A 24,810-nucleotide genomic window follows, 5' to 3' on the forward strand; every position below is an offset into this window, starting at 1 on the left:
CACCATAGGTATGGTGTACAATGTTTACGATTATCGAGCCTGTCAATAGCAGACACGAAACCGGAGACAAAAAGGTCGCCGGCTCCTACATGAACATTGGAACCCTTCCTGCTCGAAAAGGGGGTGGATTCTCCGGGACGATTACTCTATGGATAAACTGGAAGCGGCTGGCTGATTTATCAGATGGCTGGGGACTTGGCGACTCAGGCTAATACTTGTGGGTAACAGTAAGGGACTGTGCGGTGTGTATTTCGGGTAACCAGCATTCCTACCGCGAATTGCGTGGACGAAGGGCAGGAAGATCACGGAAAATACGGAGTTTGTACTTCATTGGAACACCGTCTTGATTCTGCCGAATGTGTACTGCTCAAGGCCAACACCGGTAAGCTCCACCTGGTAGATAATGTCGTGCTCCTGATCCGATACCCAGAAATCGGTTCCATCAAACGTAAGCGCCGTTGGTTTCATATCGCTTGAAATGACGGTTACATCGTATGTATCGATTATTACTCCATCAGTTGTCACTTCAACGATAAGCTTGTCGTTCTTGGCAGCATAAAAAAGATTCGTGCCATTCCAGGCCATGTCTCCTACGCCTTCATGTGGAATAGGGAAAGAACTGAGGATAGTTCCGTCTTTACTCATTTCGTAGATCATCTGTGTGCCGCGGCACGATACCCACAGGTTATTCCCATCCCATGTCATGCCGAATTGCCATATTTCCGAACACATGAAAGAGGAAACATACGTGCCGGATGTTGTGTATTCGTATACCTCTCCCGGATAGCTCGTGTGTTCGATGAACATCCCCCATAAATTCGTTCCATCAAACGCGGCTCCATCTCCATTCATACCCCCCGGTTCCGACGGAGTGAAATGACTGATTACTGTGCCGCCAGTGTTTATCTTATAGAAAGTATCATGGTGTCCGCCAAGCAGCCACAGGTAATTTCCGTCCCAGGCGAGACCATTTGGAAACCAGTCAGGACTGTAGAAAGAGGACAGAACATTAACGGAACCGGCATTAGTAACAACGGGTAATGAGAAAAGGACTATAAGAAACACTTTCATCTGATACTCTCCTTACTTAATATCGGCAGATAGGGAACAGAATATCCTGCCCGAAAATATTACCGGTGATCCTGACCCGTCAATACTTGGCCTGCAATCGCCATTCACAATTCATCATCCTTGAGAACCGGCGAATCTTTCGGTATTGTTCTTATGCAATATTTGAAGGGAGATGGTATGATTCTATCTTTTCGACAGAGTGTTTCAGAAATTCTGGTATTAATCGTTGCTCTTTCATTATCCCTGCCGGCCTGTTCCGATGATTTCAGCACCTGCATCAATGAATGGAAGGCAAGAAGTGATGGCCGGGGATATTTCCGTGTTCTGGGTATGCCGTCCGAAATGCTTCCCGATGGAATTGACAACCTTGATCTGCTGATTCTGGGTGATAGCCTTGTTGAAGGATCGGATCTTGCGGTTATAGGTTTTGGCCGGGATACTCTCTGCTTTGGGATTGTGGAGTTTGATATGTTTCTGAACCCGGAAAAAGCGTATGCCTCTTTCAGAAGTGAAGACAGCCTGATAATTCTTTCCTCTGAATATCCCTCAAGGGCTACAAGGTGTAATATGTCCTTCGTCTGGATGAATGAAAAACTGCTTCTCGTCCCGGTTGATTCATGGGTAAGCGACAGGTCCGCTGATCTTCTCGCTTCAGCGGATACCCTTCTTGAGTTAGGCGAGATTCGCGAGGCGGCTGACAGCATTAGCGCGATGATTTACGGCTGGGCATACTACGATACTAATGAACTCAGCTGCCGTTTTCTCCGGGCAGCTCACCGGGCTTCGATGGATGCTCCGGATGAGGAAGCACTTAACTATTACGACGAAGCTGTTTACGCCTTCGATATAATACAGTACAATGATACATGGTTCATATCTTTTACTTCACTTGATGATTTCCTGGGCAGTGAGTATGCCGAATATATCGAAGCTGAAGAGCTTGCCGATATACTCCACGATTACGCGAAACTCTTCAGGAACGACGGTTTTGTAGTAGAAGCCACCTTTGACGACATTGCGGATATACTTGAGGGGAAAGAGGAAGAATAAACCTCATTTGATTCCATCCGTTCTTTTTCACATGAGTATTATCGTATGTATAGTATTTCATTTCGGGAGGTTGAATAGATGATTTCAGTGTTGTTATACGCAGTGCTTGTCAGTGCGGGTTTCCCCGGCCCGGAAAGCAGGGCAGACTATTGCATGAATGTTCGGCTTGAGCCGGATTCGGACATGGTCATCGGGACTTCTGAAATAGTATTTACAAACGGGGTTGGCTTCCCGGTTGACACTCTCTGGTTCCATCTCTATCCGAACGCTTACAGAGATATTACAACGGCCTTCGGCCAGGACCTTGAGGCTGTTGGTCGCTACTGCTTCAGGGCTTCTGACGAATCTGATAAGGGCTGGATAGATCTTTCGGACTGGAGTCTTAACGGGATTCCAGTTGATATAACCGTTGATGGTTCTCTGGGTTTCATTAGTCTTGATTCTACACTGAATCCGGGGGAGAGCGTAGTGCTGCAGGGCGACTTCAAAGTAAAGGTCCCCGGTTTCTGGAGCAGAATGGGACATCAGGGGAATACTTTTCAGATAACGCAGTGGTACCCCAAAATGTGTGTTCTCGATGAGAATGGGTGGCACAGGGCCAGATACCACTGGAGAGGTGAATTTTACAGTGACTACGGCGACTACACGGTAATACTGGATGTCCCCGAGGACTTCATTACAGCGGCAACGGGATCGGTCGAAAGCGTATCCATCCCGGAAGATTCACTCAGAAGAACTGAAACATGGAAGGCGTACGAAGTTCACGATTTCGTATGGGCCGCAAGCCCTGACTATACGGTGAGGGAGCATACCTACATCTACCCAGACAGTCTGGGTGCCGGTTCGGTAGACGTACACCTTATTCTTCTGGACGACGACGAAGACCATTGGTCAGAAGTACCGGCAATTATCGATTCCACGCTGCTGTACTACGGAGAATGGTACGTGCCTTACCCCTATAGCGATCTCTGGGTTGTTGAACCGGTAACACTGATGGCCGGCGGCATGGAATATCCACAGTTCGTATTTTCAGGGGCTGATATTCCCTTAACAAGGGCTCTTGAGATGGTCACATCACATGAGGTCGGGCACCAGTGGTTTTACGGCATGCTTGGAAACGATGAAGTCGATGAAGCCTGGCTGGACGAAGGGATGAATACATTCAGCGAACTTCGTTACATGCAGCGGAGGCATGGTTTCTCGGGGAACATGTCCAGAACTCCCGACTGGATAATGGAGATAAGCGACCAGGACATGAGCCTGCTTACATACGCAACAGGCACTACCGGCGGAGAGGAAGTTCCCGTACTCAGCGACGCAACTTCAGCGGGTGACGGCAGCCACCCCACCGGGTTCACCTACTACGCCAAACCGGCATTTTTCCTCCGGATGCTCCAAAGGCAGGTCGGTGAGGAAGATTTCGACAGGATAATGGCCATATACTTCAACCGATTCATGTACCATCATCCTCATACGGAAGACTTTCGGGCGATTGTGGAAGAAGTTACGGGAAGATCGTGGAAGGATGAATTCGATTTCTGGCTCAGGGGAACCGGAAACGCTGACGTAAGAATTGCGAGTATCGAACCGATGGATGATTCAACCGTTGTAATAATTTCAGGTGACGTTCCCCATGACGTTGAACTTGATCTGCTTTTTCTTTCGGGAAACGATTCACTTCTGACCGAACTTGCCCTTGCGCCTGGAATAGATGATACCGTAACGGTATCAGGCAGGTGGCATACGGCCGTTGCTGACCCGTTTCTCTGCATGCCAGACAGGGCTCCCTGGAATAATGCCCTGCCGCCTCTGAGTCAGATCAAACCGATGTTCCTGCCGTTTCCAAGGCCTACCCATCAAAGTCTATGGGTTTTGCCGTTTCCATCGTATGCCGCCGGTTCATGGCGGGGGGAGATTCTGTGCATGTCAGCCGCCATTCCTTCCTACATGGGAGGCCCCTCCACTTGGGCGGCCCATGCATCGGTTCCATTTGAAAACGGGAGTTTTTCCGACTGGGGAGCTTTCTATCATGCACCCCTCCTCAGAAAATATCGCAGGAGCCTCTATATATCACTTGGAGTGGGAAGGGGATATGGAACAGGCAGCGCTTCCCTTGGCGCGGACTATTACATGGGAGGACGCGTGGCGACGGATACCCATCTCAGAATGTCTCTTGATGCAGAACTTTTCAGTGTGGAAGACACCGCTGTATACGGTGGAGCCAACGTTGAGGAAGGCAGCGGGTTCGAATTCACCGGAGGATTCTCAGCGATCAATCGAAACTACTGTATTTCATGGGAAGGAAGTCTGAGCGCCCTCGCTTCCCCCGGATGGAACGACGGCCCCTATTCGCGGGTGGACGGCGAATTTGATATCACCACCAGGATTATGGGCAGCCACCTTGCCAGAACAAGGATATTCGCAGGCAGAATAGCAGGTGATGCCCCTGCTCACGTATTTCTTCGTCCGGGCGGAGGTTTATTCGCGGAGGGCATTATTGGAGCGTTTCTGCCGCCCGATGGATCGATTTCACCTCAGGAGCACTTCTACGTCCGTTCCGGTCCGGCGCTGCCGGGTTATTGGAACAGCCCGGCCCGTGGAAGAGCAGCCGTTACAATTGAACAGAGGATACCTGTGCCGTTTCCTATGATCCCTGTTGAAATATTCGGAGGGGTCGGCTGGCTTGCCGATGGTTTCAGGGATTTTTCCGAAGACACTTTTTTGGCCGATGGAGGATTCGCGGTTAGGTTCGCGATGCTGGAAGCGCTGTTCCCGATCTGGGTATCCGAGCCTGTTGACGGTGAGGACAACTGGGAATTCAGATGGCGGATAGGTTTGTCTCCGGCTGGTTTTCCGGACCTGTACTGACAGTTGAAGGAGGACAATGAAAATCATTCTGCTGACCGTTCTGCTTCTGGCCGGATCAGCTTTCTCTGCCGTGGAAGAATCATGCACTTCGAGTGACAGTACTGACACAGGGCTGTTCAGCATGATTATGGAATTAACCGGTATCGAAGAGCGTTCGTGGGCCAGACCAACAGAACATATGGATATGGATAGAATGCTTGAATTGATGGAAATGGGGCTTATTACATTCCATAGAGCAGACTGGTATGTCATAGTTGATGATGAGTAATTCCGTTCAGTGCGTACTGTGCCCGCATATGTGTATCCTTGCTCCCGGTGAGCGCGGAAGATGCAGCGTCAGGCTTAACGTTGACGGTGAGTTGGTGAGCCTTGTTTACGGCCGGCCCGTTGCGGTCAATATCGATCCTGTGGAGAAAAAACCCCTGTTCCATTTCATGCCTGGAATTGATGTGTTTTCAATTGCCACGGCGGGCTGCAATCTGAAGTGCGAGTTCTGTCAGAACTGGGAAATTTCCCAGGCCGCTCCGGAGGATGTAACACCTTACGATATGCCGCCCGAAACGGTTGTTGAAAACGCTCTGTCGTACGGCTGCGAAGCTATCGCATATACATATACGGAGCCTGTGGTGTTTTTTGAATATACAAGGGACTGCGCCAGGCTGGCCCGCGCCGCCGGAATTAAGAATATCCTTGTCACCGCCGGCTACATCAACCCCGGACCACTGTCCGAGCTGGCTGAATTCATCGACGCTGCGAATGTTGATCTTAAATCAATGTCGGACATTTACTACAGGAACATCTGCGGAGGCACACTTCAGCCTGTGCTTGATACGATTACTTTCCTGAAGGAATCTGGAACATGGGTTGAGGTAACGAATCTCATTGTACCAACTTTGAACGATGATCCGGACGAGATCGACTCGCTTTCAAGGTGGGTACTTGATAACACAGGTGAAGATACACCTCTTCATTTCTCAAGGTTTTTTCCCATGTACAGACTTGCTGATCTGGCCCCGACATCCATTGATACGCTCAGGGGAGCCAGGGAGAGGGCAATGGATACAGGTCTAAACTACGTGTACGTTGGAAATGCAGTTACTCCTGGGGGTATGATAACAAGGTGTCCCGAGTGTGGTGAAACTATCGTTGCCAGACAGGGCTATATGATAACGGAAAGAAACATTCTGAATGGAAATTGTGGAAACTGCTCGGCCCCGATTGCTGGGGTCTGGGATGGAATGGAGGAGCAGTGAAAAAGAAAATCAGCAGGCGGAAATTTCTGTCAGGAGCTGTCATGCTGCTTTTTTCGGCAGTTGCTGCCGCCGGTGGAGTTAAATTGAGTGACAAGGGTAGTACCGATAAACCCGAGATCGCAAGAACTTCCAGAAAAAAGGCGGATCATTACAGGGAGCTGGCGGGATGAGAATTCTTACACTTACATCGGTTTTCCTGGTCGCATGCGGAGGGAGTTCTCCCGCACAGGAGGAGGGCAGAAACAGTGGCGGCATGCTTCTTAGACCTCCAGCAGTTGCGGGAAGGTTCTATCCGGGGGATTCAGCCACGTTAAGCACTATGGTGGACAGCCTTCTTGACATCTCCGGGGCGCAGCATTCCGCCGGAGATATAATAGCTGGAATAGTTCCACACGCAGGGTACGTTTTCAGCGGCGCTACGGCTGCCGACTTCTACAGTTCCATCGAAGGTGTTGATTACGATGTCGTTGTGATCGCGGGACCATCGCATCATGTCTCGTTCAACGGGTTCTCCATTTTCGAAGGGAACGGATACCTGACTCCTCTGGGCGAAGTTGATGTGGCGACCGATATTTCGCAGCGTCTCAGGGAATCGCATCCAACAGCCTTTTTCATCCCGGAAGCCCATGTGACCGAACATTGCCTTGAAGTGCAGCTTCCCTTTCTGCAGAGGGTGCTGCAGCCCGGTTTCAGAATTGTGCCGATTGTAATAGGCAATGCCGGACCCGATGAACTGAAATACATGGCTGAACTGATACTCGCTGAGTCTTACGGCCAGCGGATTCTTGTGATAGCCAGCAGCGATCTGTCCCACTATCCGACCAGGGAACTCGCTGAAGAAGTGGATTCACTTACCGTTGAAGCGGTGCTGAACGGAGAGGTGGATGCTTTTCTGGAGGTTACATCTGAGGAAAGGCTGCCTGATGGTCTTGCCACTTTTGCATGCGGAAGGCTTCCCATAGCGCTTGCCATGTCCTATGCGGCACTCTATCCGGATGTAACTCCGGAGCTGCTTTCCATGACTACCAGCGCTGAATATTCGGGTGACGATTCACAGGTTGTAGGGTACGCTTCGATCTCATTTGGAACACCGAAGTTCGAACCATCCGAATGGAGCATTTCACCGGATGGCAAGAATATTCTTCTGGAGATTGTCCGCGAATCCGTCCGCTGCGCTGTTGAGGGAGAGAATTACAATCTACCGGATACATTGCCTGCCGAACTGGAGCTTCCAAGAGGAGCATTCGTCACACTGAAGCGGAACGGCCGGCTTCGAGGATGCATAGGATCGATACGTCCTGTCGGTCCCCTTGCTGAAACCGTGATGCGCATGGCGCACTCCGCGGCGCTTGAAGACCCCCGATTCATGCCGGTAACGGAGACGGAACTACAGAATCTGGAGTACGAAATATCGGTGCTTACTCCGTTGCAGATTCTTGATGACTGGCACGATGCGGCAGTAGGTACCGATGGCCTCCTTGTTCTGGGTTCCGGGGGAAGATCAGGTGTATTACTTCCCCAGGTTCCTGTAGAACAGGGGTGGAACAGGGAGGAGTATCTGGAAGGTGTCTGCCGGAAGGCCGGACTTGACCAGGATGCTTATCTCGGTGACGTAACTTTGTACCGTTTCCAGGCACAGGTATTCTGAGAAGATGGAAACACCTCCTCGGAGCAGGAAAGAATCCCTTTCGGGGTTTTCCTTTTTCACGGGAGGACTCCTTTCGATTCTGGTTCAGGCGGTTGTTCTAAGGGAATCACTTTTTGGCTGTCACCAGGCGGAACTTGCTTCGGGTATAGTTTTGGCCGCATGGATTATAGGATCAGGCCTCGGAGCGGCAGCGGGAGGTAGAACTTCCAGGCACAGGTTATACTGGATGGCTGGAATAGTCATTTTACCGATTCTGGGTTTTTTTCAGGTAGCAGCATCGAGAACAGGGATTCTTCCTCTGGCGCTAACGGTTTTTCCCGCCGGGTTCACTGCCGGTGTCGTGTTTTTGCAGCCCTTCGCATTCGACAGACCCGGCAGGATCTATGCACTCGAAGCCATTGGGGCTGCTGCAGGCGGAGGGATATTCGTTCTTTTATCACCTCATCTTCTTTCAGGTGAGATGCTGGCCGTTTCGGTTCTCTTCTCAGTTATCGGCCTTCTATCATGCAGGAGCACAATTCCCGGTCTGATTCTCGCGGTTATACTGCTCACCTTACAGCTGTTTTCTATTCCGGATGGTTTCAGCAGACGGCTTGGAGCTGTGGCTTTCAGAAATTACGAGAGTGTACAGGTTTATCCATCTCCATACGGCGAAGTAATAACAGCTTCGAGAGCAGGTCAGAGTGCGGTATTCAGAAGTGGATTGCTTGAAGCAACATGGCCTTCCCTTGAATCAGCGGAGGAAACCGTTACAGTTCCCCTTGCTGCTGCTCTGCCAGCAACGGTTCTGTATATAGGTTCGTCACCGGAGGAGGCGGGGATAATAAGCAGCTGGCCCAATGTGAACCTCTGCGTTACCGTTATTCCCGACAGGACACTGAAAGATGTAATTGACTATCCGGGTGAGATCAGAGCAGGTGACGGCCGACAGTACCTGACTAATAATAGCTTTTCGTACGATCTCATTATCGTTTCCGCGGGCCAGCCCCTGACGCTTCTCTCAAACCGCTTCTACACCACTCAATTCATGGAACTTCTTGCAGAAAGATTAACACCGGAAGGCATAGCCGCAATCCACCTGCCCGGCGGGATAAACAGGCTGCATCCACTGGAGGCGGAACTGGCCCGTTCGGTTGTGATGGCATCAGAAACCTGCTTTAAATGGAACAGGATCATTCCTATTTCAGGTCTCGTACTCATGGCAGGCAATGGCCCGGAGTTATCGTTCAATGGAGAGGTACTTGCCGATAGAATGGATTCATTGGGAGTTACCGGTGTATTCGTAAATTCCGGAACTCTTCCGTACGATCTTTCCGAATTCAGAGTATCAGCCTTTGACGAACAGATCGCTTCGGCAGTTTCTGAAGAAAACAGAGATCTTCATCCTGTAGGTTTCAGGATTGCTCATGAACTGTGGGATTTCAGAATGGAAGATGGTCAAAAAACTGATCTGACCATTCCAGCAGCTGGCCTGTTCATGTTAATAATGGTGATTTCAGCTTTACTTACCGGCAAACCGCTTACTTCACTTGGCGTTGCCGCAGCGGGCTTCGCGGGACTGTCCGTCGAAGTTATTTCACTGGTCGCGATTCAGGCCGCGACCGGCTGTTCATGGGTACTTGTGGGCGCAGTTACCGGGATATTCATGACGGGCGGAGCACTTGGAGCCTTATGGACAGACAAGGGATTATTAAAGGATGCAGGTAGAATTATCGCGCTTTCAGGAGCAGCGGCCCTTTTCTGTGCGGCTGCGCTCCATTTTTACAGTATCGGTTTGTTCAGCGGCAATTTCTTAACGATTTGCCTGTTTCTTGGAACCTTTGTTTGCGGAGTATCGAGTGGCGGGGCATTTACATCCGCCGTTGAAGGTTTTGGGACAAAGGATACAGGAAAAATCGGTCTTCTGGACTTCGCTGAGCACGGAGGCAGCGCAGCTGCTTCCCTGCTTATGCCGCTCGTTCTGTTCCCACTGATTGGTGCTACAGCCGTTCTTGTGATAGCGGCCGCATGGGTAGCGGTCTGGACAGTTGTTCTCAGGTTCCGCTGATTCTGAATGAACGGAAAAGAGGAGGGCGGGTCCCGAAAGACCCGCCCTCCTGTATGAGAATCGCGTTCAGTTGGAGATGGTTTCTACCACGAATTCCGCGCGACGGTTGAGAGCTTTGTTAGCGGCGGAGGCGTTGGGGACCGCAGGTCTCGTTTCTCCATAGCCAACCGTGGTCAGGCTGGAAGCGCTGACGCCATGATCGACAAGGTAGTCGTACACGGCCATGGCTCTGTTCTCGCTGAGAGTCTGGTTGTACTCCTCTGTATAGTCGGAGTCCGAGTGTCCGCTTATCTGGACAGTAAGACCGTTAGCGATGATTTCTTCAGCAATGCTATTCAGGATGGTTTTGTACTCAGGCTGAATGTTGAACTGATTGACGATGAAGTAAATCGGCTCGAATGCAACGGACTGGAGCTGGAAGTCCAGAACGACAAGGTCGCCACTCAGAAAGTCCACACTCTCGCTGGCGCCGAGGTAACCGCTGGCGCTTGCAGTGATTGTCCAGTTGCCTTCATCGAGATCGAACTCGTAAAGACCGTCATTACCGGTCATGTCACTGACAGGAACGTCCGGTGCGATGACGGTAGCTCTTGAGATCGCAGTGCCAGTCTCGATATCGGTGACGCTTCCCATGATCGTACATGGAGTTGGCTGAAGAGCGTAATCCTGGCTGATATCATGACCGCCTGAAACCTGGATCGTTTCAGTACTTTCCGTGTACCCGCTGGCATTTACAGCTACCGCAATGCTACCCTCGGGGACTTCAACGGAGTAATATCCGGTTTCAGGGTCACTGATCGCAGGTTGTACCGCAGTCCCCGGGAAAGCCACTGTAGCTTCAAGGAACTCACCGGTTACGGCATCGATAATTGTACCGGACATCACAGCGCTGCCGGGACCTTCCCTGAGGTCGCTGGAGTACATGAGGTTAACGCCGACTCCCCATGAGGAGTAATAACCCTCGGGGAAGGGAGCGTAATTTGCTCTGTATGCTTCTGTCGGGCTGCCGCCGGCCTGGTATGCGTGATGTCCCAGGTCGCTCCACTCCGGATCGAAATTGTCAAGCGCGAATGCCCCTACAACATCGAAAGCGAATCCAGAGGCAAAGGGAAATCTAATTCCGGGTTGAACGATTATCATGTCGTCGTAGTCCTGGCCGTTACCGTCTTCGTAGTCGCGTTTCATGAAGTGGCGCCACTCCGCTTCTGCAAAGAGGATTGTCTTATTCATGGGATACTCGAAGCCCACAGCGAGGTGGAAGACAGGATCTTCAACATCCATATCCACGGCAACACTATCGCTCGTTCCGTACCTGTGGTCTGTGAACTGGAAGTTCTGCTTGAAGTAGTGATAACCAATATTGGTATGCACTACAACAGGATGTAGATCAAGTGAAACAAGCAGATCCGCTCCCGCTGATAAATTCGTACCTATCATAGGACGGCGCATCTCGAACATGGGCTGTTCAGGATACCAGACGCCGTCGTACTGGTTGTAGTTGGTTACGTACGGATTGTCACCGCCGTTGTAGATACTGAAACCTGCCCACGGCATCAGTCCTATACGTAAGTCTCCAGAAGAATCAATAGCGTACTTCAGAAAAAAACTGGCTTCGCTGAAACCGTCGTCGTTCTCGTTCTCTCCCCCCTCGAGATCTTCGCGACCAGGAATGTAATCTCGTGAGAGGCAGTTCCAGATGTAAGAAACTCTTCCGGCGACCTCCACTTTCTCGCTCAGTCCGTATCCCGCTGTAATGTACCAGGTGCCGTTGTATTCGGTATCGGTGACCTCTTCAGCGCCGCCTGCGAGCTGAGCGGTTCTGGTATCGTTACTCATTCCGAGAAAAGAGAAGAGGGCGAGTGAGAACTCACCTGCTCCTATTGTTTTCGCGTCAACAGTCCGGTTGAGTCCCCTCAGACCCGAGTAGGACGGTAACGCCATAGCGCTGCATGAGATAAGTAGAATTGCAGCAATAATAAGTGACCCCTTTTTCATTATAACCTATCCTTTCATTTAAGGTTATTACTTAATGCAGATATTAGTAATTCCTATCTCTTATGTCAATAATCACTTAGGGTCAGGTCTTGCATTCATGCATTATTATCTAAATATATATAATATTGTAATATAAATTATATATCCTTATAGAAATACAGACAACAGAATACTGGTTATTCTTCTCTATCCCAGTTGATGTACTATGGTTTCTTCAGTTGAGAAGCGAAAAATACAAATGTCCAGCCATTCAGTATGAGTTCAATTGAGATCAAAAGACCGATGACAAGCAATCAAGAACGGCCAGTTAGAGATGATGATTCCCTGTCCTGGTCAGCTAACCGTCAGTGACATTTAACGTCATCGCAATCAGCAGAATTAAATCAAGTGTCAAACCTGACGTAAGGACCAAGAGCCTCGGTTCTATTGATTGAGGCGGTTGGTTACGTCGATAATAACTTCGTCGTCTTCCGTTAATGAAATAGTCTGGCAGGTAGAAAAGTCGAGCTGGTTCAGGTCGATTTTTCTTAAAGTAAAGTTATCGTAAGTGCGAAAATAGAAAATTTTATTGGTCAGGTCCCGGAAGGTAACCCATTGAGTGGTTTCGCTGGAGACAATATTACCACTGGAATCTTTATCGACCACCATTCCTCTAGTGATGTCCAATGTATTAATTATGTGTTGAGCCAGGTTCAAGGCGCCCCGGGCATCAGGCACCGAGTCGGCGAAATGTGTTAATACAGCCATTCGAACAAAACGGCTGGGCGGGGTAAGATCTCCGGGTAGTCCGAACATGCCGCTGCCGTGTCCTGTCGGGAGGAGTTGGACTCCGGCGTAATACTGCGTTTGAACCATGCTGACATTCATGCCGACGTATTGGCGTAGATTGGTCATCATCCAGTGGAAATTGGGGGAGTTGGTCATAATGCCCAGAGGATTGTCGTAGATATGGAGTTGTCCTTGATCAAACTCAATGACAATAGCTCCGCCTTCTTCATCATAAACGGCTATATGAATAGGAGGGGCAATGCCCATTTGGGGAATTACGATGCCAAAAACCTTGATATTAGTAATAGCTTCTTCGACTTCTCCCACGGTGGCAAAATTGCCCAGAATCCATGAGCAAAGGAGTAGATGAGCTAAAGCCTGGTCGGATTCATCCGCGTCTATATCCTGATATTGGGTGTCTTTTTCGTACCAGAGCCCGGAGCAAGCCAGTCCGGTCTCATTGAGACCGTCGAGTACTGTCATCTCTTCGCCAAAGGCGTTGATACCAACATAACCATATTGGTTTATCCAGCTGATGCCTGTTCTATTCTGAGGTGCGGGACTGACAAATTCCTTGCCTCGTGGGATGACCACTACAGCGGACTGAACATCATTACCAAATTCCATCGTTCGAGCGCTGATGATGGTGCCGTCCTGCGAAGTAACTTTTAAAACGGAACAAGCCTCAAGCCGGTTGACGCTGGAAGAAAGCAACAGGAAAACCAAAGCAGAAACGAAAAGAACACTTGCTGATGATGAACGAATTTTCATGATTGTGTCTCCTTCAACTGTAGAAATGTATTTAAACTATATTATCAGACAATAGAAAAGTCGATTTCCAGCTATGCCAAGATGGCAAGCTCAACTGAGATTCCATCGACTCACTCTGTTCGGTAAGGAAATACTCATCCTGCGGGTTCTCAAGGAACCGCATTTGTACAAGTGCCGCAAGTGACGTCCGACCCCTCGAAATGGCTATTGACATTATTAGTTACTATCTGTTAAGTTACTATGTGGTTTACAATTATCTTTAAACAGAAAGGAAGACGTATGAAATTTCTTGGCTTTATCCTGGTTGCACTCGTAGGCACTGCGTTTGCAAGCGATCTTACCATAGAAGGCGGAATTAACGGTGAGTACTACGGAGGCATCATAGCAACCGATGACATTATCGATTCCTATGCATACAACGCGAGTCAAGCTTACACCAGTGCATACGCCAATTTCGCGCCCGATGCGACCCAGAACTATATCACTGCGGACGACTTCACGATCACTGTTGACGCATCGATAGCAGAACTGCTTTACTGGATGGTCAACACTGATGGTAACGGTCATCCAACCGTTGTCGATGTATTTCTCTACGCCGACGCTGCCCCCGGCCCTGGAGCCGAGCTCCAGTCGACAACTGGAACCGTTGTGTCAACCATCACAACCATTCCCTGGGGTAGCAACTGGGTGTACGAATGCATGATTACACTCAACGCACCTTTCACCTTCGACCTCGGCACGACCTACTGGACAGCTCCCCTCAGAGATGATGGAACTTTTGGTACCTGGTATTGTGTGGTCGGAAATGTCATAAGGGGTACCGAGTGTTATCTCTGGTACAATGGCGTGTGGCAGGCGTGGTCTACACAGGGTTATCCTGCTCAAGATATGTTCCGCGTCATGTACGGCAGCACGACTCCTCTGGAGAGAAACTCCTGGGGGGCCATCAAGACCATCTTCTAGAACCTGTTCACGGTCAGAAAAGAGAAGGGGCTGGCGAACGACAGCCCCTTACTCTTATTTCATGCGACGATATAAAATTTCCGGACCGGAGGCATATCCTTGAATAGAATATTAATTGTTACCACGGCTGCGGTAGCCATTGTGTTCAGTGGCTGTGGAGATACTTCCTCCGGTGCCAGCCAAATACTGGCCATGATCGGGAATGATACCCTCAGCGTTAGTGATCTGGCGAAAGCCTGGAGCGAACTGGAAACCGAGCAGCGAGAAGTTTTCATGTCCGGGAGTTTACCGTCCCGGGATTTCGTCGAAACCTTCCTGAGGAAAGAGCTGCTGCTGAGGGAGCTGGATGTACTCGGGTACATGGACGACACCTCTCTTTCCGCTTTCGGGGAATCCTGGTTCCGGGTAGAGAATGCGATACTCACCGCCAGGCTGCTACAGGCTGAAAACGAGGATGGAGTCACTTCTGAGGATCTTGCCGGGTACCGCGCCAACCCGTGGCGTGAAGTGTGGTTCACAGTCGGGCCGGAGTCACCGGAAGAAGTGTCTTATACTGATGTTGATATGCGGGCACTTCCACTTGATCTGTACAGGCATCTTGACACTCTTTCCCCTGGTAACTCCGGGACGAACATGTCCGGTACGGTCGTGCGCCTGGACTCGATCGCGCCACCAAGGCCGATTCAGGATGCCGATGCAGCTGCAAATGCAGACTCCATCGATACATGGAGGATAGCTAATCAGAGGGTAAGGCTCTTCATGATAAAAGCCCAGACGTTAGCGAAGAGAGAATATTCGGTCTCGATCGATTCTACCGCACTTGAGAGGTTCGCGTTGAATACAGTCAGTATCGATAACATCCAGCCGGAGAATATTATCATCCGTTCCGGGTTCAGGAATTGGACTGCAGCTGAGCTTCGGTACGAAGTGGACTTCCTCAATACGATGATGCCTACGCAGTCGAACTCCTTCGACTGGCTATGCTTCCTTATAGATGGAATTATCCTGCATTCCCGTCTTCTTGAATATGCAGAGGAGCACTACCCCGGAAGCCTGGACTCGCTTCGGATCGAGAGGGATGCCTGGCTCGATAATCTTGCTCTGGATCGGATGTACAAGGAGTTGATATCGGACCGTGTTGAGGTCGGAGAAGCGGACATTGAGGAACAGTACTCATTACTTGAGGAACCATTCATTTTAGAGGAGCGGCGTGTTTTAGAGACCGCCGTTATTCCGATTGCCACGCTTGCTGAGTACGAGCGTAGAGCCACTGAAGGAGATATCGAGGAGATGATAGCGGGTCTGCAGCCCCTGCAACGGCTATCGGACGATAACTCGAACCCCCGTATCAGCAGACCATTGCGGTTGGTGGAGGTTCCTGCCGAACTCGGTTCCATCGTTTTTCAACTAACTCTTTCGGATACAATTTCCTGGAAGGGGCCATATCCAATCGATGAAGTTGACGGATACATTCTTTTCCGTCTGGCAGGAATCGTACCGGCAAGGGAAGCCGGGATGGATGAGATTCTCTTCGATCTTGAGGTGATGGCCAGAAGGAGAATCGAAGAGCGTGCAACCGAGGATTGGCTTCTGGAGTTGGAGGAGCAGTACGGTGTTGTTGTGAACGAGGAGGTGCTGAACAGCCTTCCGAAGGACCCCGGGGAGTGGTGACCAGGGTATATATAGTTATATAAATGTGAAGAAGCGCTGATCTCAAAAAAAGGCTACAACTGATTCAGTTCTTTACGGATTCTGTTCGCTTCCGTCTCATTTCCCATTTTATCATACATGTCAGCCATGTATTTCAAACACTTAATAGTATGCGAGTGTTCTTCTCCAATTGAGTGTCTGAAAATAGTTAAAGCTTTTCTGAAAAGCTTCTCAGCTTCTCTGAATTTTTTCTGAGCTACATAAACTGATGCGACATCTCTCAATGGGATTGCTGTGAAGGGATGCTTTTCCCCCTGCGTTTCTTTCCTGATAGCAAGAACTTTTTCATGTACTGCCAGTGCAGCATCATAGTCTCCCTGATTAAAGAAAACGACTCCAATGTTATTGTATGTAGTTGTTGTATGCAGATGCTTTTTTCCAAGCAGTTCTCTCTGTATTGCATGAGCTTTTTCAAGGTATTCCAGAGCCGTCTCATTGTCGCCAATATCCCTGTGAGCAACTCCAATACAGTAGTAAGAAATTGCTGTATCCGGGTGCATCTCTCCCAGTAATTCCTCTCTGATGGCAAGGGCTTTTTCATAGAATTTTAAAGCTGTGTGGTAATCATTTCTCCTATAATGAACAGATCCGATGTTACTGTACGAAGTTGCAGCATACAAATGTTTCTCGCCGAGCAGTTCCTTTTGTATAGCCAGAGCTTTTTCGTAGAATGCTAAAGTTGTGCGGTAATCATTTCTTTCGTAGTGAACAGATCCGATGTTACTGTACGATATTGCGATAGCCAGCTGCTTTTCACCCAGTAATTCTTTCTGTATGGAAAGGGCTTTATCATAGAATGCTAAAGCTGTGTCATAATCACGCATTTTCCAGTGAATCACTCCTATGTTACTGTAAGATGCTGCAGTATCCGGATGCTTCTCACCCAGCAATTCTTGCTGTATAGAAAGGGCTTTGTTATAGAATACCAGTGCAGTGTCGTAGTCACCTTTATCCGAGTGAACCAGTCCTATGTTATTGTATGATGTTGCGGTAGAAGGATGCTTCTCTCCCAGCAGTTCTTTCCGGATAGCAAGAGATTTATCATGGTACTTCAATGCTTTTTCGAAGCTGCCTTTTTTCCAGTGAACCTCGCCGATGTTACTGTAAGAAGTTGCCGTAAAAGCGTGATTTTCACCCAGCAGTTCTTTCCGGATGGCAAGGGCTTTTTCATGATACTCCGAAGCTGTATCATATCCGCCTTTTCGCAGATAAACATCTCCGATGTTATTGTATGATTCTGCCGTATAAGGATTTCTCTCTCCCAGCAATTCTTCTCTGATGGCAAGGGCTTTTTCGTGGAAACTTAATGCTGTATTATACTCATTAATTTCATTATAAATCCATCCGATTCGGTCGTATGAAGTAGCTGTGTCCGGATGTTTCTCTCCAAGTGTATCCCGACAGATCGACAGGGCTTTCTGACAGTAAGCTAAAGCCTCATCATATCTGACTGACCTCTTAAAATACTCACCGGTCTTTGTGCAGTATTCCCGTGCATTCTCCCAGTCCTCTGCCTGCTCATAGTGAAAGGCGCAATCTGCGTATGTTGTTTCTTTGCCGGGATTGAGCTTAGCGATCGCATCGCCGGCCAGTCTGTGCAGATCTCTGAGTCTGGCCCTTAGTTGCATATCGTAAGCGGCATCCCGCAGCAAGGCGTGGTTGAAAATGTATCTAATCTCTGTTAACGCAGACCAGATCCGTTCGTTTTCAACTTCGATAATCAGAGGAATAATCTCCGAATGTATCAGCCCGCCTCCGATTCTGCCGTCGGCGGTCGTTTGCATCAGCTCAACAAGGGTACTCAGAACCTGCACCTCGAACTCGCGTCCAAGCACTGATGCAATCTGAACTGTTTCCTTAAGCTCCGCTGACAAACGATCAATACGAGAGATAATGATCATGTTGATGTCGGTGGGAATATCGGTTGGTTCTTTCATAAGATGATATTGTTCATTCAGAACCTCAATGACCCCGTTCTCCTGCAGGTACAGGCAAAACTGTTCGGTGTAAAATGGGTTGCCCTCCGTGCGGGTTTGGATGTAAACAGCAAGCTCATCATCAACCCTGTTTCCCAGACGATCTTCAATCAATTCTCTCGTGGCGGAACCGGGCAGTTCCTCAAGGACTATTGAATATTGGGGTACGTTATCATCTGCCTTTAACTGTGGTCTGGAACCATCATCGTTGAAGCGACTGCAGGCAAGAATAATCAGGGGATAGTGCTCTATCCGGCGGGTCAGAATTTCAAATACATCCCGGGATGCGTCATCCAGCCATTGAATGTCCTCAATAAGTAGAATGATAGGCTCTATAAGGCTCAAAGCTTTGAAGAACTCCTTAATTGCCTGTTCTATTACAGCAGCCCGATCCTGAGGATCAATAACATCGTATATCGATCCGTCCAGGAACAGTCCGATGAGGGAGCCGATGATTGATTCCACACGGTTTAATTCCATAGAGATTCTCAATCGCTCCGCGGAAGTGAGATCTGCATCTGACATGTTTTCAATGCGGTTGATCAACTCCTGGTATTCTTTTCTGAATCCGGTATTTTTGTCATCAGATAAACTACTCCGGCCTTTTTCAAAGTAATGACTGAAGAAATATGTAATTGGATTCAGCGGCTTTTTGAGAATACTGTCAGTTTGCATGATTGCTGTTCTGATCTCCTGTCGCTGAATCAGTTCATGAACCAGACGTGATTTACCGACGCCCGGGTTGCCATAGACATAAACGATACCACCAAACCTGCCTTCACTAATTGGCTGCATTAACTCAGTAAGCTGCTTCAGCTCAGAATCACGACCTACCATGCCTCCTGCTGAAAATGATAATTGGACTGCTGTCTTCCTGCCCATCAGGCGGTAAAGAGGAATCTTCCCTGTGAATCCCTTGAATTTTCTTGGTTCCAGCTCTCGAATTTCGTACTGAGAACGAGATTGTTTGTAAATTGCCTCATCCAGGTAAATAACTGCTTGCTTTTTCTTTTGAGTAAACCGTGCCGACAGATTCACAATAGATCCCAACGCGGTGTACTCGCTGCACAGTTTACTGCCTATAAAGCCGGTAAATGCTGTGCCGTAGGTCAGACCAATGCGAACGGTCAGCTCAGAAATCTCCCTTACAGCGAGAGCGAAGTTCAGAGCACGGTTGTATAGATTCCCCGGATTGACCGGTGCCCCGAACAGCACTAGCATCATCCTGTCGCTATTACTGAAGTCGATCTTATTGAAGTAACCTCCGAAGCGGTGAGCCAGTGTTATTACTTTTGCGGCACCCCTTTCAAGATCACTTTTTTCGTCGAAAGAAATGAAGCACGAAACAATGTCGCGGAACTCTCCTCTGCCGGTTAAAGAAAGAACTGAATCCGGAACAAACATGTTTTGTAAAGAAAGGGATGCTTCTGAAACGAATGTTTCAGAAACCACATTGACTGTTGCCGGAGCAGACAGCAAAGAGTGAAAATTATCGATTTTGTGTTTACAGGTTATTCTTTGCAGATTCGGGATTTGTGATAACATCCTGTTATCCAGAATAACTTCTCCACTTGCAGCATTCTGTTCTCCTTCAGCGGAGCGCATGGTCGCCTCGCCACCGAAGTGGAAACTGTTCTGCAGGTATTGCGGGATGATTCCCCATGAGACGAGACCATAGGACATTCCAATTCTCACTGACAAATTGAATGAACCGAACTTGGTTTGCTGTTCAGTTTGTTCCAGAAACAACTCCCGAAGGCGAACAGCTGCTGAAAGAGCTTGAATCACAGCAACGGAATCTGAAGGAAAAATCGCTGTAAAGGCGTCTCCGGCAAATGATGAAACAAATCCACTGTGCTCATAGATTACATCAATAGCAGGTGTGAACACGTGATTGATAGCATCTACAAGTACTTCAGCACCTTCTTTGCCATTTTTCATCAGAGCCTGTGTCATTGCTGTAAACCCGGCGATATCAACGAACATGGTTGTTGCCTGGAATTCACCTTTGTACTGTCTCTTTTCAAATTGCTCGATGATGAAAGCGGGGACTAAACGGCGCATTGGAAAACCTCCTGGATTTCTGTTAGCTCCGATGTTACCAGTAAAAAGAATTCCATTCCTGATTGTTTTCCTTCATCCGGGTGCTTCTTAACCATCACTGCTTCTTAATAAAAAAGAAGGGCTTCACTATAGAATAACAAAGCCTTGTTATAACACCTTTACGCCTGTATATCAATAGGAATTCGGATTTTGCATATTGACGTGATCTATTATCAAAGCGGTTCATCGTTTCCAGAATATTCGTTCTTATCCAAGAATAGCCAAACTTTTATTTAGATCAGGAACTGGAGAGAAGTAGAGGCGTCTGCTAATTTTATTCTTTATCAGTAAACCTCTTTCTACCATATTAAGCAGGTCTGATCGTGCTGTTTGATATACGACATTGTGACTTCTTTTGTGAGATTCAATCGAGTATCTATGTTGTGGGTGTCTGAGGGCATGACTAATTAGTGCCTTTTGACGATGATTCAGTACTTCAACTCCACGCAATTTAGCTTCCATTGCTCTTACCTGTTTTGTCTTCCGCTTCACATATTGTACAAGTTCTTCCATTGCTTTCATAATAACTTTTATCTGACCTAATACAAAATATGTAAGATCGTTGTCATCTGATTCCGTATATAAGAATGACCTAACGTACTGCGCTGGCGCTTTTCGGATAATTGATGAAATTGAAATGAACTCAAACAACCAGAAATCACTGCGCAGCATTGACCAGTAGAATAGAGCACGAGCCGTTCGCCCGTTTCCATCTGTAAATGGATGATCATAAGCTAACCAGAAGTGAAGAATTATTGCTCTGAGGGCTGGATGCACGAAAGTAGCAGGAGTCTTTCCGTTAGCGAAATCACACATAACCTTCATTCTATCCCGGAGTTCACTGGCAGGAGGTGGACTATGTAGTAGAAGCCCCTTCTCTGTCCATACATTAATGTCTTCGTTCTTAATTCTAAAGCGACCACATGCCTTTGAATCACTTAGAGTTCCCGCAGTGATTATCCTGTGGATTTCAAGTACAAGCGCAGTATCCAGATCCTCGTATCGCAGTTCACCGATTCTTTTCATTGTCTGGAAATTATTCAGAATCATCCGTTCACTGTGATCTCGAGGTGGTCTATTATTTCTCAACATCTCCTTAGCAGCATCTCGTGTTGTTGATGCTCCTTCAAGTTGACTAGATGTTATTGCTTCCTCAATAAGTGAAGTGAAGTAGTACCTATCTTTTTCCTGCTCTGCTATTTCTGTCGGTATTTCTATTGAGTCCCCAGCCCCCAAAGCTATGCTATAAAGGGCTTCCAGTACAGGATCGGGTTGTGTGAATAGGAAGCTATCACCATGTTTATCACACAAGGGAATGGATTTTACCATCGCCAACCTGCGTAGTTTTAATCCCACCCACCATTCTTCGAGTGTACATCCTTCCGGAGGTTCTCTGTAGCGCAATTCATCCCAATGCAAGTATTGATCCTTGACTAATGAAGAAGAGACAATATCCATTATACGTATTAGGTCGCTTGGTTTAAGCTTAAGCATGATTTCAGTTAACTTCGGGGGAGACATGGGTATTTTCATTGCTGTAACTCCTTCTACATTAGAATATTGGTAAATACTAATTCATTGAAAATTAGTATATCAAATGTGCATAACAGTGTCAATTACTAAATCTAAACAATTTAGTAATAGATTAGTATTTCATGCTTCAGAGAACGGTATCAAGATTGGATAATCGGTGTAACGTAACAGACATATTATTACCGGTGAAGATAATTCGGAGTTCTCAGGCTGGATAAGGTAAAGTGCCTGAAGGAGGCTTGAGCGAGAGAACACCCATCGTTATGATCAATGATCATCATGAAAGGTTAGCTTATGAAACTAATATTGGTTGGGTTTTTACTTCTGCTTGCAACATCAGTACATTCGGCGCCACTTGAAATCATTTCGGAGTATTTATGTCCTTTAGAAATGGATAGCTGGAACCCTGTCAATATCGACAGTTTTCAGTTTATAGAATCCGGGGAAATGAGAATTTTAGCAAGCCGTGATTTCTCATTCATCCGTTATCCAATAAAATCCTGGACGATTGTAATCGATTCGACCGGATATCTGATATACAACCCCCCAGACCGCTACGACATCTACGTGGAAATTCACAGCATATCATCCGCTGGCAGATATGTTCTATAACATTATAGAGACAAATCCGCTGGAGTGCGAGTTTCTGATTGCTGGTAATGATAGAATATCGAATGAACTGGTGCTTCTCAGGACAATCATTCCCACCGATCCGGAAGAGTGGTAAAGGGGTACTGATGAAATCTTTGATTATTTTTACCATAACAATTCGAGGAGATCAAATATGATGAGAAGAGTATTTATTACAGCACTTCTGTTCATTGTATCTATCGCCTGGAGTCAGATTGAATATCAGCCGATTACCGGTGAGTTACTGGAGCATTGGAATACGGCTTATTTATGTGACTTGCCAAAAGTGTACTATTACGATTCGGGCAACCTGCCGAATGACATCTGCGAACTTCAAATTACCGGTATTGAAGTTGAGATTGACTCATTGGATATTTATCTTCTGGGAATATCTGCTGATACAGATATTCCCTTTCTACTCGCAACAGGTGGTTACAAAGGAGAATACAATTTCGCAAAATCATTTTCTAAGTATGTTGAAGATGATGATGAAATTCATCTCCAATTTCAGATGCCTGGCTCCGCGAGATACTGCATAGGCTGTTATCGATGGAATATCGAGGAGGAATCACTTGTATTTCTACGATACTATTCAAGAGATCCATCTCTGGAGGCGATGGAGAGAGTAGACAGCCTTCTGACTGAAGGGAATATCAAGGAAGCAATAGATGAACTGAACAATATGTTCTATCCCGGTAACTATTACAGTTCAGATGAGATGATCGCCCGGTTGCTTAGAAACATCAACATAGTTGCCGGGGATGCCGAAGCCCAGGGTGATTTTGGGGAAGCTGTAAGTCTGTTCGCTGATCTTGCCGCGTTTCTTCATACAGATAGAGAATGGTTTACTGCATTCACGGATAGCGTGGACTATGTAAACTGCAATTATTCGGAATATATGGACCTGGGCGAGTATGCTATGATCATGAACAACTACGCCTATTACCTTGAACAGACAGATGATCTTGACAAATCCCTGATCGTTCTGAGAAAGGTTCTTGATCTGAAACCGGAAAGGATGGTTGCTCATATCAACATAGCGGATGTTCTCTGGGGACTTGGTCAACCTGTTGAAGCGGGAGAACATTACAGCATTTATCTGGAGATGATGATAGACCGGGAATTAACACATCAGATTCCAGATTATGTACATGAAAGATTGGCTCATTTGCGTGCGGTATCAGAAACCGGCATCGAAGCAGGAGATGTTTTTTCGGGTCCGGTTGAAGAAATGGAATTCGCTTATATCCCTTCGGGACATTTTCTGATGGGTACCCCTTCATCGGAGGTTGGCCGTAACAATGATGAAGGACCTCAGCACAGAGTTGACATCACCGCATTCGAGATGATGACCACGGAGGTGACACAGGGGATGTGGCTGGAAGTTATGGGAACTGATCTAAGGCACATTCGGGATAATGCAAATCCCGAATGGAGTTTGAGCGGAGAGGGATACTATTATCCAATGTACCTTGTATCCTGGGATGACTGTCAGAGATTCGCTGCCGCTATGAATGTTCTGGATCCGGCTTACATTTATCGTCTTCCCTCGGAAGCGGAATGGGAATACGCATGCCGCGCAGGAACAACAACAGCCTATTACTGGGGAGATTCGTCATCTCCTAATGTAATCAGCAAATACTGCTGGTACGAAGATAACTCTAATGATATTTCTCACCCTGTGGCTCAGAAGGAACCAAACCAATGGGGATTGTATGACATAAGCGGCAACCTTTCGGAATGGTGCGAAGATACCTATCATGACAGTTATTCCGGCGCGCCGTCAGACGGCAGCGCCTGGGTCAGTAGAACGGAATCCTTACGGATTGATCGATGCGGTTCCAGGACCTTCCCCGCTATCGATTGCCGATCAGCTACGCGCAACTACAGTGATTTCGGCAATCGTTTCGATAACGTGGGTTTCCGCCTTGCGAGAGTATTGAGAACACCGGAGATGGTAGTGAAGAATTACGTGGACGCGTGCAATAATGCGAATGGATATTTGTTCATCACCTGTTCGCCGAATGAAGGGTTTGAAGAGCTGCTGTTTCTTTTAGCGCTTCTTGAGGGAAATCCTGATCTTACTGTAGACATATTTGCTGAAATGGGAGCTGATGTCACTGTAGAAGAGGTTGAGTATATGACAACTGGTGACATCTTATCGGTATACCTCAGGTTCGATACTGAATTCCCAGACTTCAGCTCGGTCACGATTGAGATAGGCGACGCGATTATTGACGGTGAGACAGCAGTTGTGCCGGTTACTATTGATGGCAGTGTGAATAATATTGAACTCTTTATCGAGGATGGCTGCTGGAAGCTTGTCGACTACTTCGATGACATATTATAGGAGAGGAGGAATCATCATCGGAAATCGTGAGGATTTCTTCTCCTTCCCTGTCTTCTTGGGATGAATCACTCAGG

17 protein-coding genes are annotated in these 24,810 nt (G+C 47.7%); 12 read left to right on the forward strand and 5 right to left on the reverse strand.

The features are described 5' to 3' along the window. Positions 1-20: 20 nt before the first annotated feature. Positions 21-212, forward strand: a complete 192-nt coding sequence (locus K8S15_05370; GenBank protein MCD4775467.1) for a hypothetical protein — start codon at positions 21-23, stop codon at positions 210-212. A gap of 115 nt (positions 213-327) precedes the next feature. Here the strand turns inward: K8S15_05370 and K8S15_05375 are convergent, their stop codons facing one another. Continuing rightward, positions 328-1,071 (reverse strand): hypothetical protein, encoded by a 744-nt coding sequence (locus K8S15_05375; protein MCD4775468.1) that lies wholly within the window; start codon positions 1,069-1,071, stop codon positions 328-330. A 177-nt stretch (positions 1,072-1,248) separates the two neighbouring features. On the opposite strand from K8S15_05375, the gene K8S15_05380 reads away from it, so the two are divergent. The 7 genes from K8S15_05380 (at position 1,249) to K8S15_05410 (ending at position 9,937) form a co-directional block, all read left to right on the forward strand. Then, complete coding sequence (locus tag K8S15_05380) at positions 1,249-2,121, forward strand: hypothetical protein (GenBank protein ID MCD4775469.1); 873 nt, start codon at positions 1,249-1,251, stop codon at positions 2,119-2,121. Between the two features lie 78 nt (positions 2,122-2,199). Further along, positions 2,200-4,989, forward strand: a complete 2,790-nt coding sequence (locus K8S15_05385) for a M1 family metallopeptidase (protein ID MCD4775470.1) — start codon at positions 2,200-2,202, stop codon at positions 4,987-4,989. Between the two features lie 16 nt (positions 4,990-5,005). Continuing rightward, positions 5,006-5,257, forward strand: coding sequence for a hypothetical protein (locus tag K8S15_05390; protein ID MCD4775471.1), 252 nt, complete (start codon positions 5,006-5,008; stop codon positions 5,255-5,257). Further along, complete coding sequence (gene amrS / locus K8S15_05395; protein MCD4775472.1) at positions 5,247-6,242, forward strand: AmmeMemoRadiSam system radical SAM enzyme; 996 nt, start codon at positions 5,247-5,249, stop codon at positions 6,240-6,242. The genes K8S15_05390 and amrS overlap by 11 nt, the downstream gene beginning before the upstream one ends. Beyond that, a complete protein-coding gene (locus K8S15_05400; GenBank protein MCD4775473.1) occupies positions 6,239-6,412 on the forward strand; it encodes a hypothetical protein in 174 nt (57 codons plus the stop codon). Before amrS ends, K8S15_05400 begins: the two co-directional genes overlap by 4 nt. Next, positions 6,409-7,890 carry an AmmeMemoRadiSam system protein B gene (amrB, locus tag K8S15_05405; GenBank protein MCD4775474.1) on the forward strand — a complete coding sequence of 494 codons (1,482 nt, stop codon included), beginning with the start codon at positions 6,409-6,411 and terminating at the stop codon, positions 7,888-7,890. The genes K8S15_05400 and amrB overlap by 4 nt, the downstream gene beginning before the upstream one ends. Before the next feature lie 4 nt (positions 7,891-7,894). Then, positions 7,895-9,937, forward strand: coding sequence for a hypothetical protein (locus K8S15_05410; GenBank protein ID MCD4775475.1), 2,043 nt, complete (start codon positions 7,895-7,897; stop codon positions 9,935-9,937). A 66-nt stretch (positions 9,938-10,003) separates the two neighbouring features. Here K8S15_05410 and K8S15_05415 read toward each other — a convergent pair whose 3' ends face one another. After that, entirely contained in the window at positions 10,004-11,932 is a 1,929-nt protein-coding gene (locus K8S15_05415) for an OmpA family protein (GenBank protein MCD4775476.1), read from the reverse strand. A 423-nt stretch (positions 11,933-12,355) separates the two neighbouring features. Next, positions 12,356-13,471 (reverse strand): choloylglycine hydrolase family protein, encoded by a 1,116-nt coding sequence (locus K8S15_05420; GenBank protein MCD4775477.1) that lies wholly within the window; start codon positions 13,469-13,471, stop codon positions 12,356-12,358. A gap of 279 nt (positions 13,472-13,750) precedes the next feature. On the opposite strand from K8S15_05420, the gene K8S15_05425 reads away from it, so the two are divergent. Together K8S15_05425 and K8S15_05430 are read left to right on the forward strand one after the other, a co-directional pair. Continuing rightward, positions 13,751-14,434, forward strand: a complete 684-nt coding sequence (locus K8S15_05425; protein MCD4775478.1) for a hypothetical protein — start codon at positions 13,751-13,753, stop codon at positions 14,432-14,434. 99 nt (positions 14,435-14,533) lie between these two features. Next, on the forward strand, positions 14,534-16,105 hold the full coding sequence (locus tag K8S15_05430) for a peptidyl-prolyl cis-trans isomerase (GenBank protein MCD4775479.1): 1,572 nt from the start codon (positions 14,534-14,536) through the stop codon (positions 16,103-16,105). 53 nt (positions 16,106-16,158) lie between these two features. Here the strand turns inward: K8S15_05430 and K8S15_05435 are convergent, their stop codons facing one another. Together K8S15_05435 and K8S15_05440 are read right to left on the reverse strand one after the other, a co-directional pair. After that, positions 16,159-20,184: a tetratricopeptide repeat protein gene (locus K8S15_05435; protein MCD4775480.1), complete on the reverse strand. Its 4,026-nt coding sequence runs from the start codon at positions 20,182-20,184 to the stop codon at positions 16,159-16,161. 246 nt (positions 20,185-20,430) lie between these two features. Then, positions 20,431-21,756, reverse strand: a complete 1,326-nt coding sequence (locus tag K8S15_05440) for a Fic family protein (GenBank protein ID MCD4775481.1) — start codon at positions 21,754-21,756, stop codon at positions 20,431-20,433. Between the two features lie 294 nt (positions 21,757-22,050). On the opposite strand from K8S15_05440, the gene K8S15_05445 reads away from it, so the two are divergent. Continuing rightward, the gene (locus K8S15_05445; protein ID MCD4775482.1) at positions 22,051-22,368 is read left to right on the forward strand and encodes a hypothetical protein; all 318 of its coding nucleotides are present in this window, start codon (positions 22,051-22,053) and stop codon (positions 22,366-22,368) included. A gap of 172 nt (positions 22,369-22,540) precedes the next feature. After that, positions 22,541-24,736: a formylglycine-generating enzyme family protein gene (locus K8S15_05450; GenBank protein MCD4775483.1), complete on the forward strand. Its 2,196-nt coding sequence runs from the start codon at positions 22,541-22,543 to the stop codon at positions 24,734-24,736. The last annotated feature ends 74 nt before the right edge of the window (positions 24,737-24,810 follow it).

Source organism: Candidatus Aegiribacteria sp. (genome assembly GCA_021108005.1).
Taxonomy (GTDB): domain Bacteria; phylum Fermentibacterota; class Fermentibacteria; order Fermentibacterales; family JCC-6; genus Aegiribacteria.

Bases quoted from the DNA above. Each gene is read 5' to 3' on its own strand.
- K8S15_05440 (MCD4775481.1), bottom strand. From the start codon at position 21,756: ATGAAAATACCCATGTCTCCCCCGAAGTTAACTGAAATCATGCTTAAG.
- K8S15_05385 (MCD4775470.1), top strand. From the start codon at position 2,200: ATGATTTCAGTGTTGTTATACGCAGTGCTTGTCAGTGCGGGTTTCCCC.
- amrB (MCD4775474.1), top strand. From the start codon at position 6,409: ATGAGAATTCTTACACTTACATCGGTTTTCCTGGTCGCATGCGGAGGG.
- K8S15_05370 (MCD4775467.1), top strand. From the start codon at position 21: ATGTTTACGATTATCGAGCCTGTCAATAGCAGACACGAAACCGGAGAC.
- K8S15_05390 (MCD4775471.1), top strand. From the start codon at position 5,006: ATGAAAATCATTCTGCTGACCGTTCTGCTTCTGGCCGGATCAGCTTTC.
- amrS (MCD4775472.1), top strand. From the start codon at position 5,247: ATGATGAGTAATTCCGTTCAGTGCGTACTGTGCCCGCATATGTGTATC.
- K8S15_05415 (MCD4775476.1), bottom strand. From the start codon at position 11,932: ATGAAAAAGGGGTCACTTATTATTGCTGCAATTCTACTTATCTCATGC.
- K8S15_05450 (MCD4775483.1), top strand. From the start codon at position 22,541: ATGATGAGAAGAGTATTTATTACAGCACTTCTGTTCATTGTATCTATC.
- K8S15_05420 (MCD4775477.1), bottom strand. From the start codon at position 13,471: ATGAAAATTCGTTCATCATCAGCAAGTGTTCTTTTCGTTTCTGCTTTG.
- K8S15_05435 (MCD4775480.1), bottom strand. From the start codon at position 20,184: ATGCGCCGTTTAGTCCCCGCTTTCATCATCGAGCAATTTGAAAAGAGA.
- K8S15_05425 (MCD4775478.1), top strand. From the start codon at position 13,751: ATGAAATTTCTTGGCTTTATCCTGGTTGCACTCGTAGGCACTGCGTTT.
- K8S15_05445 (MCD4775482.1), top strand. From the start codon at position 22,051: ATGAAACTAATATTGGTTGGGTTTTTACTTCTGCTTGCAACATCAGTA.
- K8S15_05410 (MCD4775475.1), top strand. From the start codon at position 7,895: ATGGAAACACCTCCTCGGAGCAGGAAAGAATCCCTTTCGGGGTTTTCC.
- K8S15_05375 (MCD4775468.1), bottom strand. From the start codon at position 1,071: ATGAAAGTGTTTCTTATAGTCCTTTTCTCATTACCCGTTGTTACTAAT.
- K8S15_05380 (MCD4775469.1), top strand. From the start codon at position 1,249: ATGATTCTATCTTTTCGACAGAGTGTTTCAGAAATTCTGGTATTAATC.